Origin of the sequence: Maribacter sp. (genome assembly GCF_039968975.1) — a bacterium.
In the GTDB taxonomy this organism is placed as follows: Bacteria; Bacteroidota; Bacteroidia; order Flavobacteriales; family Flavobacteriaceae; genus Maribacter.
This window is the reverse complement of sequence record NZ_JBDVOT010000094.1, coordinates 1-9,235: the sequence shown is the minus strand read 5'-3', so window position 1 is coordinate 9,235 and position 9,235 is coordinate 1. Positions and strand designations below refer to the sequence as shown.

The 9,235-nt window shown below is 36.0% G+C and carries 9 protein-coding genes; 4 read left to right on the top strand and 5 right to left on the bottom strand.

Translation table 11 applies throughout. From position 1 onward, the window contains the following. From thyA to ABJI11_RS06600, 5 genes are all read right to left on the bottom strand, one after another. The coding region (gene thyA / locus ABJI11_RS06620) for a thymidylate synthase (RefSeq protein WP_348350559.1) at positions 1-392 on the bottom strand (392 nt) is incomplete at its 3' end. 167 nt (positions 393-559) lie between these two features. Then, the gene (locus ABJI11_RS06615; protein WP_348350561.1) at positions 560-1,882 is read right to left on the bottom strand and encodes a nucleoside transporter C-terminal domain-containing protein; all 1,323 of its coding nucleotides are present in this window, start codon (positions 1,880-1,882) and stop codon (positions 560-562) included. A gap of 155 nt (positions 1,883-2,037) precedes the next feature. Next, positions 2,038-2,667, bottom strand: coding sequence for a bifunctional nuclease family protein (locus tag ABJI11_RS06610; protein ID WP_073247103.1), 630 nt, complete (start codon positions 2,665-2,667; stop codon positions 2,038-2,040). 85 nt (positions 2,668-2,752) lie between these two features. Continuing rightward, positions 2,753-3,721, bottom strand: coding sequence for an electron transfer flavoprotein subunit alpha/FixB family protein (locus tag ABJI11_RS06605; protein WP_348350557.1), 969 nt, complete (start codon positions 3,719-3,721; stop codon positions 2,753-2,755). 38 nt (positions 3,722-3,759) lie between these two features. Next, positions 3,760-4,500: an electron transfer flavoprotein subunit beta/FixA family protein gene (locus tag ABJI11_RS06600; RefSeq protein WP_348350555.1), complete on the bottom strand. Its 741-nt coding sequence runs from the start codon at positions 4,498-4,500 to the stop codon at positions 3,760-3,762. 173 nt (positions 4,501-4,673) lie between these two features. On the opposite strand from ABJI11_RS06600, the gene ABJI11_RS06595 reads away from it, so the two are divergent. The 4 genes from ABJI11_RS06595 to ABJI11_RS06580 form a co-directional block, all read left to right on the top strand. Continuing rightward, entirely contained in the window at positions 4,674-5,651 is a 978-nt protein-coding gene (locus ABJI11_RS06595; RefSeq protein WP_276494600.1) for a pyruvate dehydrogenase complex E1 component subunit beta, read from the top strand. Positions 5,652-5,757: 106 nt separating this feature from the next. Further along, a complete protein-coding gene (locus ABJI11_RS06590) occupies positions 5,758-8,259 on the top strand; it encodes a DUF5686 family protein (RefSeq protein ID WP_348350553.1) in 2,502 nt (833 codons plus the stop codon). 72 nt (positions 8,260-8,331) lie between these two features. Then, a complete protein-coding gene (locus ABJI11_RS06585) occupies positions 8,332-8,859 on the top strand; it encodes an inorganic diphosphatase (RefSeq protein ID WP_348350551.1) in 528 nt (175 codons plus the stop codon). A gap of 106 nt (positions 8,860-8,965) precedes the next feature. After that, positions 8,966-9,235: sodium/proton-translocating pyrophosphatase (locus ABJI11_RS06580; RefSeq protein ID WP_348350549.1), on the top strand; the 270-nt coding region annotated here is incomplete at its 3' end.

Below are 9,235 nucleotides of genomic sequence, written 5' to 3'. Positions count from 1 at the left end.
TTCCAAGCGGAAACTAACATTCTTCTACTATTAGGATTCGTTTTTAGAGAATGAATCACTTCTTTAATTTGGTCAATTTCATCATCGTTCCAATTGCGCCATTGATGACCGTAAACCGGACCAAGATTTCCGTTTTCATCTGCCCATTCGTTCCAAATACGAACACCATTTTCCTGTAAATAGTTAATATTTGTATCACCTTTTAAAAACCATAGTAGTTCATATACTATAGATTTTAAATGTAATTTTTTGGTGGTCACCATAGGAAAGCCTTCGCTGAGGTCAAAACGCATTTGATAACCAAAAACACTTTTAGTTCCGGTTCCTGTGCGGTCACCTTTTTGGTTTCCTTCAGCTAATACGTGATTAAGTAAGTCGTGGTATTGTTTCATAAGAATAGAGCTCCTTAGGTCCTTTTCATAGAACTTTTGCGGAATAATAATTTTTATTGTTTCAAAAATAAAGAAAGATGATATTTAAAACAGAGGAATAACTTTTCAGTTATCAATAATTATCAACGAAATAATAGGTGTTCCCTTTTTGGGGGCTAGGGGGCTTTTTATCCTAAAATCATACCTGCAATAGTAGCTGAAAGTAATGAAGCTAATGAACCGCCTAAAACTGCCTTCATGCCAAATTCAGATAACGTCTTTCTTTGCCCTGGAGCAAGGGAGCCAATACCACCAATTTGAATGCCTATAGAAGCAAAGTTTGCAAAGCCACATAACATGTAAGTAGCCATAATAACCGATTTGTTAAACTTTAAATGCGGTAAGGTACTTAGGTCTTTAAGTTCTGCCAATTGAATATATCCTACAAATTCACTCGCTACCAATTTAATGCCAAGTAATTGCCCCATAAGCATAATGTCTTCATTGGCTACGCCAATTAACCACATTAAAGGAGCGAATACGGTTCCTAAAATTGCTTCAAGAGAGAATTTAGAATAAGAAGTGTTGTCGGCTATCCAGCTATTTAGGTGTGTTACATCTCCTGTCCACTCTAAAATTCCGTTTACCATGGCTATGATAGCAACGAAAACTAACAACATTGCCCCAACGTTAACTGCAAGTTTAAGACCTTCTGTAGTTCCGTTTGCAATAGCGTCTAGCACATTGGCGCCAATCTTTTCGGAAGACACATGAACGTCGCTATTTACTTCTTCGGTTTGTGGGTATAGTATTTTGGAAATAACAATAGCTCCTGGGGCAGCCATAACAGATGCTGCTAATAGATGTTTGGCGAAAACTAATTGCAGCAATTCATCTTCACCTCCTAAGAAACCTATGTAGGCGGCCAATACAGCACCGGCAACCGTTGCCATACCTCCGATCATGACCAATAGAATTTCTGATTTGGTCATTTTTTCCAAGTATGCTTTAATTAAAAGGGGAGCTTCTGTTTGTCCAAGAAATATATTTCCTGCAACAGAAAGGCTTTCAGGTCCTGAAATACCCAATGTTTTCGAAAGTGCCCAAGCAAGCCATTTTACCACTTTCTGAATTAATCCTAAGTAAAATAACAAAGAGGTTAAAGCGGAGAAAAATATAATTGTTGGTAGTACTTGAAAGGCAAAAATATATCCAAAAGTACCAGTGTCTACTACCAAACCTTCAAAAAGGAATTTACTACCTGCGCGGGTGAACTCTAAAATGCTGACAAATATTTTTCCTATTTGCTCAAAAACCAATTGTACAAAAGGGATTTTAAGAACACCTATAGCGATTACTAATTGTAATGCTAGACCTATACCAACTGTTTTCCAATTAATGGCTTTTCTGTTGGAACTAAATAGAAATGCTAAAAATAACAAGACTGCCATGCCAAGAATACCTCTGCCAAGGCTATTGATAGAAAAACCCTCACTGGTTTCCATACCCATAGAGCCAGCAGTAGCTACATCTTCTGCCAAAGTAGTATCAGTGGTATTTTCTAAAGGAATGTTTACATCTACGTCTTGAGCAAAAGTAATTGAAGTGAGAATTAGTGCAAAAAATAGCAACCATTTGCCCTTTTTCATAAACTGTAATTTAATATTTAGTTGCGTTTAGAGATTTCATCTCTCAATTTTGCCGCTTTTTCGTAGTCTTCGTTGGTGACTGCCTTTTTTAATTCTGCTTCCAATTCATCTATAGTAAGCTCCGTGTAGCCATCGCTAGCGCCAGATTCTATTTCTATAGTTTCCCCTTCTTGCAAAATTTCATCGACCATGATGCTGTCGTCGTTATCTTTTTGATCCTTCTCTTTAGAAGAGAATTTCAAGAAAATACCAGCTTTGTCCAGTATAGTTTTATATGTAAAAATAGGAGCGTTGAAACGTAATGCCAAGGCAATGGCATCACTGGTTCTTGCATCTATGATTTCTTCGATACCATCTCTTTCGCAAATGATGCTAGAGTAAAATACACCATCTACCAATTTATGAATAATCACCTGTTTGATAACAATATCAAACCTGTCAGAGAAATTTTTGAAAAGGTCGTGTGTAAGTGGTCTTGGGGGTTTGATCTCTTTTTCTAAAGCAATAGCAATAGATTGAGCTTCAAAAGCGCCAATAACAATAGGTAACTTTCTATCACCTTCAACCTCGTTCAAAATAAGTGCGTATGCACCATTCTGAGTTTGACTGTAAGAGATACCTTTTATTTTTAATCGTACTAGACTCATAGGTTTTTAACTAAAAAAGGCTGTTCGAATACTTGGGGCTCCAACTATCCGAACAGCCCTTTAAGGGGCACAAAATAACAAAAATTTAACCGTTTTGTGCTTTAAAATCCTTTAATTTTTCAATCAATTGAGGAACTACTTCAAAGGCGTCTCCAACAATTCCGTAATCAGCTGCTTTAAAGAAAGGTGCTTCAGGGTCATTATTAATGACAACTTTCGTTTTAGAAGCGCTTACGCCTGCTAAATGCTGAATTGCTCCAGAGATACCAATAGCTATGTAAAGGTTACTTGCTACAGGTTTTCCTGTTTGCCCTACGTGTTCACCGTGCGGTCTCCATCCAAGGTCAGATACCGGTTTGGAACAAGCGGTTGCAGCGCCTAAAACATCTGCTAATTCTTCGATCATTCCCCAGTTCTCTGGTCCTTTCATTCCTCTTCCTGCAGAAACTACGATATCGGCATCAGCAATAGTAGCTTTACCAACAACTTTATCTATTTCAACAGATTTAGTGTCGTTTGTCGCTGCATCAGCAGCTGCGCTTATTTCTTCAACAGAAATAGCTATTTTGTTTTCGTGGGCACCAAAAGCATTATTGGATACACCTACTATTTTAATATCCGTATCTATTTGGGTGTGAGCAAAACCTTTATTACTAAATGCGGTTCTTTTTACAGTAAATGGTGACGTGCTATCTGGAGCTTTGACTACGTTAGGTGCGTAACCTGCAGATAATTTTGCCGATAACAATGGCGCCAAATACTTAGTGTCTGTGCTAGAGCTTAAAATAACCACTTTTGCATCTGTACTCTTTACGGCTTCAGCAATAGAAGAAGCGTACAATCCAGCATTAAAAGTAGCTAGAGTATCATCTTTTACGTTTATGACTTTTGAAACGCCATAATCACCTAGAGATTCGTTTTCAGTGCTATTGAAAGCAATAGCAGTAACAGTTGTGCCCATCATTTTGGCAACTGCAGAAGCATAAGAGGCAACCTCGAACGCATTCTTTTTAAATTTTCCTTGTTCTGATTCTGTATATACTAAAACTGACATCTTTTTTGTTTTTAATGATTACCTATTTATATAGGTTATTAAATGACTTTGGCTTCATTATGTAATAGATCAACCAATTGATCTACACTATCGGCAAGTTTAACTTGACCTTTTGGAGCTGGTTTGTCGAATTTTTTGTCTTCGGTAGCTTTTATGGCATCTACAGGTTCAACAACGGTTAATGCCTTTTTTCTAGCCATCATAATACCACGCATGTTGGGAATACGAAGGTCACTTTCTTCAACAAGACCTTTTTGACCACCAACTACTAATGGTAGTGAACTGGTCAGTTTTTCTTTTCCGCCGTCAATTTCTCTTACTGCGGTAACGTTGTTTCCGTCAATTTCAAGATTAATGCAAGAATTGATGAAGTTCATATTTGTCAAAGAAGCTAAGATTCCTGGTACCATTCCGCCATTATAATCAATAGATTCTCTGCCGCCAATAACTAGGTCGTAACCACCATTTTTAACGACTTCTGCCAGTTGTTGGGCAACAGAAAAACCGTCTGTAGGTTCTGTGTTAATTCTAAAAGCTTCATCTGCGCCAATGGCAAGTGCCTTACGCATGGTAGGTTCAACAGTTGGTCCGCCAACAGTAGCAATATGCACTGTAGCGCCTTGTTTTTCTTTAAACCACATAGCTCTTGTTAATCCGAATTCATCGTTCGGGTTAATTACAAACTGTACACCATTGGTGTCAAATTTGGTGTCGCCATCTGTGAAATTTATTTTAGACGTAGTGTCTGGTACATTACTTATGCAAACTAATATCTTCATGTTTAAAAAACTTTATATCAATGCTGACGAAGATAGCTAATAAAATCCGAATTTACTATGCATGCATAGTAAATTTTATAACTTTTTTTAAATAAGGCATTCTATTTTTTGACATTATATTTCATATTTTTGCTTGCTTTCTAGCATATAACAAAGAATAACATTTACCATACATGAAAACACTACAATTTAGGCAAGCAATAGCCGAGGCCATGTCCGAAGAAATGAGGAAGGATGAATCTATCTATTTGATGGGTGAGGAAGTAGCTGAGTACAATGGCGCATATAAAGCTTCTAAAGGGATGTTGGACGAGTTTGGTCCTAAGAGGGTTATTGACACCCCAATATCAGAACTTGGTTTTGCAGGAATAGGTGTTGGTTCAACGATGACCGGTAATAGACCTATTATAGAGTTCATGACCTTCAACTTTGCGTTGGTAGGTATAGATCAAATAATAAACAATGCAGCTAAGATCAGACAAATGTCCGGTGGGCAATTTCCTTGTCCTATTGTATTTAGGGGTCCTACGGCATCAGCAGGTCAATTAGCGGCAACACACTCTCAGGCTTTTGAGAGCTGGTACGCTAACTGCCCAGGTTTGAAAGTTGTTGTACCATCTAATCCGGCAGATGCAAAAGGATTATTAAAAGCGGCAATACGTGATAATGATCCTGTAATATTTATGGAGTCTGAGCAAATGTATGGTGATAAAGGTGAAGTGCCAGAAGGTGACTACACTATTCCATTGGGTGTTGCGGATATTCGTAGAGAAGGTAAAGATGTTACAATTGTTTCTTTTGGTAAGATTATAAAAGAAGCGGATAAAGCTGCCGATGAATTGGAAAAAGAAGGCATTAGCTGTGAGATTATCGATTTACGTACGGTAAAGCCTTTGGATTACGAAGCTATTTTGAAATCTGTTAAGAAGACAAATCGTTTGGTAGTTTTAGAAGAAGCTTGGCCATTTGGTAACGTAGCAACTGAAATTACATATCATATACAAGCACATGCATTTGATTATTTAGATGCTCCTGTTGTTAAGATTAACACTGCTGATACACCGGCGCCATACTCTCCTGTATTATTAGAAGAGTGGTTGCCAAACCATAAAGATGTGGTAAAGGCTGTTAAAAAAGTTTTATACAAATAAAAGTTTACTTTTGTAAAGTACCTTAGCTTCTCCGACCAAGTCTGGAGAAGCTTTTTTTATTGGTATGTTATTTACGAAAAGAATTTTTATTGAACGACAATTTTTAATGAAAGGGATACTATTCACATTCTTTAGTCTATTTTTCTTCATAGCTCAGGCTCAGACCAAAATAGGCGGTATTGTCATTGATGACCAAGGCGAACCTGTTTCTTTTGCGAATGTATTCTTTAAAAATTCTACAGAAGGTACCATTACAAATGATGATGGTAGGTTTTATTTAGAGTCTGAAAATGAATATGCCACTGTTGTCGTTTCATTTATTGGCTATACAGATTACGAGCTACAATTAGACGCTAAAGTCATTTATGATTTAAAAATAACCATGGTTGAAGCTGCAGAGCAGTTAAACGAGGTGGTTTTAATTGCAGGCAAACAATCTAAAAAGAATAACCCTGCTGTAGATATTCTTCGAAAAATTTGGGCAAAGAAACGTCAGAACGGTGTTCGTCAGTTTAATCAATATGCTTTTGATAAGTATGAAAAGGTGGAGTTCGATTTAAATACTATAGATAGCTCACTAATAAAAAGTAAAGTATTTAAGGGATTGGAATTTGTTTTTCAAGACTTGGATACTTCCCGTATTACAGGTAAAACCTACTTGCCCATCTTCTTGAACGAGACTTTTTCTAAAATTTATGGGGACAATAAGCTAAAAGAAGAAAAAGAGGAAGTTTTAGGGAACAAGAATTCAGGATTTGAGAACAATCAGGCTATTATAGCATTTGTTCAAGACTTATATCAAGAGTATGATGTCTATAACAATTACTTAAAATTCTTCGATAAAAGTTTCACTAGTCCGCTATCAAAAACGGGTGTAGATGTGTATAACTATGCGCTTAGGGATAGTGCGTTTATAGATAATAAGTGGTGTTATAATATTGTTTATTACCCCCGTCGTAAAAATGAACTGACCTTTAAAGGAGATTTTTGGGTGAATGATTCTACTTGGGCGGTTAAAAATATAAATTTACAAGTTACCAAGAGTGCCAATATTAACTGGGTAAAAGACATATATATTGAGCAAGATTTTGAGGTAATGAACGATTCTGTCTTTCTTTTGAAGCGTGATTATATGTTAAGTGATTTCAGTTTTAATAAAAAGGAAGAATCACGCGGACTCTATGGAAAGCGAACGTCTGTATATGATAATTATGAGTTCGATAAAGTTAGGCCTAAAGAGGTTTATAAAAAAGATAGAAATCCCTTAGATGTCACCCAAATTATAAAAGATGATGCCTTTTGGGAAAAGAATAGATTGGAAAGCTTGAACAAAGATGAGCAAGGAATTTATAGCTTGCTTGATACTCTTAAAACAGTGCCTAAATTTAAAAACTATTATAATTTCATCAGCATATTAGGCTCTGGTTATGTAGAAGTGGATAAATGGAATTTAGACTTAGGTTCGGTGTATGATTTCTTTGGTTATAACAGCGCTGAAGGAGCAAGAGTAAGGCTTGGGGCAAGAACATATTATGGTCAAAATGATCTTTGGCGTATTGAGGGTTACACGGCATACGGGTTCAAGGACCATAAATTTAAACATGGTTTGGCTGGTAAAATGCTTTTAGATAAAAACAGCAGGCTAATAGTATCGGGTGGTAATCGTAGAGATATAGAACAGCTTGGCGTTAGTTTAACTGCTACAAATGATGTTTTAGGGCGAAGTATAGCGTCTTCATCTTTATTGACCGTTGGAGCAAATAATAGGCTTACAAATATTAATTTAAGTGCGCTAAACTTTGAAATAGAACCACTTACAAATTTAAAATTATCAGTGGGTGGTACCTTTAGAACTTTGAGTTCTGCTTTACCTAATGATTTTAGTTTAGACTATGTGGACCCGGAATCTCCAACAGGAGTTTCTTCAGAAATACGCCAGTTTGATTTTAATGCGCTTGTGTTGTATACCCCGGGTAAGAAAACAATTGGTTTTGGTGTAGAGCGTAGAGATGTCAATGATACCTATAGTACCTTATTGTTGAATTATACAAAGGGAACGAAGGGAGTAATGAATAGTGATTTTGATTATAGCAAGCTTCAATTCTCATACAGTCAACCATGGCAATTAGGTGGTTTTGGAAGATTATTAAGTACAGTAGAATTAGGTAAAACATTTGGGGAGGTACCTTTAGGGCTCTTAAGTGTTGTTCCTGGTAACCAAACCTTTTTCTCCAATTATGGTACATTTCCAAATTTAGACTTCTATGAATTTGTGACAGACACCTATGCGGCCGTACATTTGCAACATAATTTTAATGGAAGATTTTTCTCTAGAATCCCTTTTTTAAGAAAATATAATTTAAGGGAAATAGTGGCTATACGTGGGGTTTGGGGAGATTTATCTGATGAAAATATTGCATTAAGTGCACCTGCAACTATGAATACACCATTAAGTGCACCGTCGGATCAAATTTATTATGAATACTCTTTTGGTATAGGAAATATATTCAAGGTATTTAGATTAGATTTTAATTTTAGGGGAAATTATCTGGATAATCCAGATGCAAGAAAGTTCGGAGTTACAGGAACTTTTGGATTTGTCTTTTAATTCGATTAATTTTTACAATTATAACTAATAAGTAACGTTTCATTACAAACTAGAATTTAAACAACTTTTAATATGGCAGCAGCAAAAGGATTGACCTTTGATGTTTTAATAGAAATTCCGAAAGGAAGCAGAAACAAATACGAATACGACTTCGATTTACATAAAATTCGTTTTGATCGTATGTTATTTTCTTCAATGATGTATCCAGGTGATTACGGATTCATTCCTGAAACTCTAGCATTGGATAAGGATCCATTAGACGTATTGGTAATGGGTACAGAGCCTACATACCCAATGACGGTAATGGAGGTTAAACCAATTGGAGTTTTCCACATGACAGATGAAAAAGGACCAGATGAAAAAATTATCTGTGTACCTGTATCTGATCCTATTTGGAGCAATAACAATGATATAAGCGATTTAAATCCGCATAGATTAAAAGAAATAGAACATTTCTTTCAAGTTTATAAAGATTTAGAAGAGAAAAAAGTAGATACAGGCGGATGGAGCGATGCTGCGAAAGCGATAGAGATTTATCATGAATGTGTTGAAAGATATGATAATAGTGAGCACAAAGCGAAACGTACTTTTGTGATATAAATAATATTTTAGATCATTTAAGCCACTTTTTCTTAGAGAAAGTGGCTTTTTTTTATTCTATTCTAATTTACTACATTAGTTGATCTAACAACTAACAATAGATTAAATGGAGTCAATGATGATTTACATGCCAATTCTTATGGCAGTATTAGGCCTAATTTACATGGGCGTTAAAAGATCTTGGGTAATGAAACAACATGCCGGAGATGGAAAAATGAAAGAAATATCAGATTACATTTATGAAGGTGCCTTGGCTTTCTTAAGTGCAGAGTATAAGCTTTTGGCTGTATTCGTTATCATAGTAAGTGTTTTGCTTGCTATTGTTTCTTTTGTAGTACCCACAACACATATGCTAATTGTGGTGGCGTTTATTTTT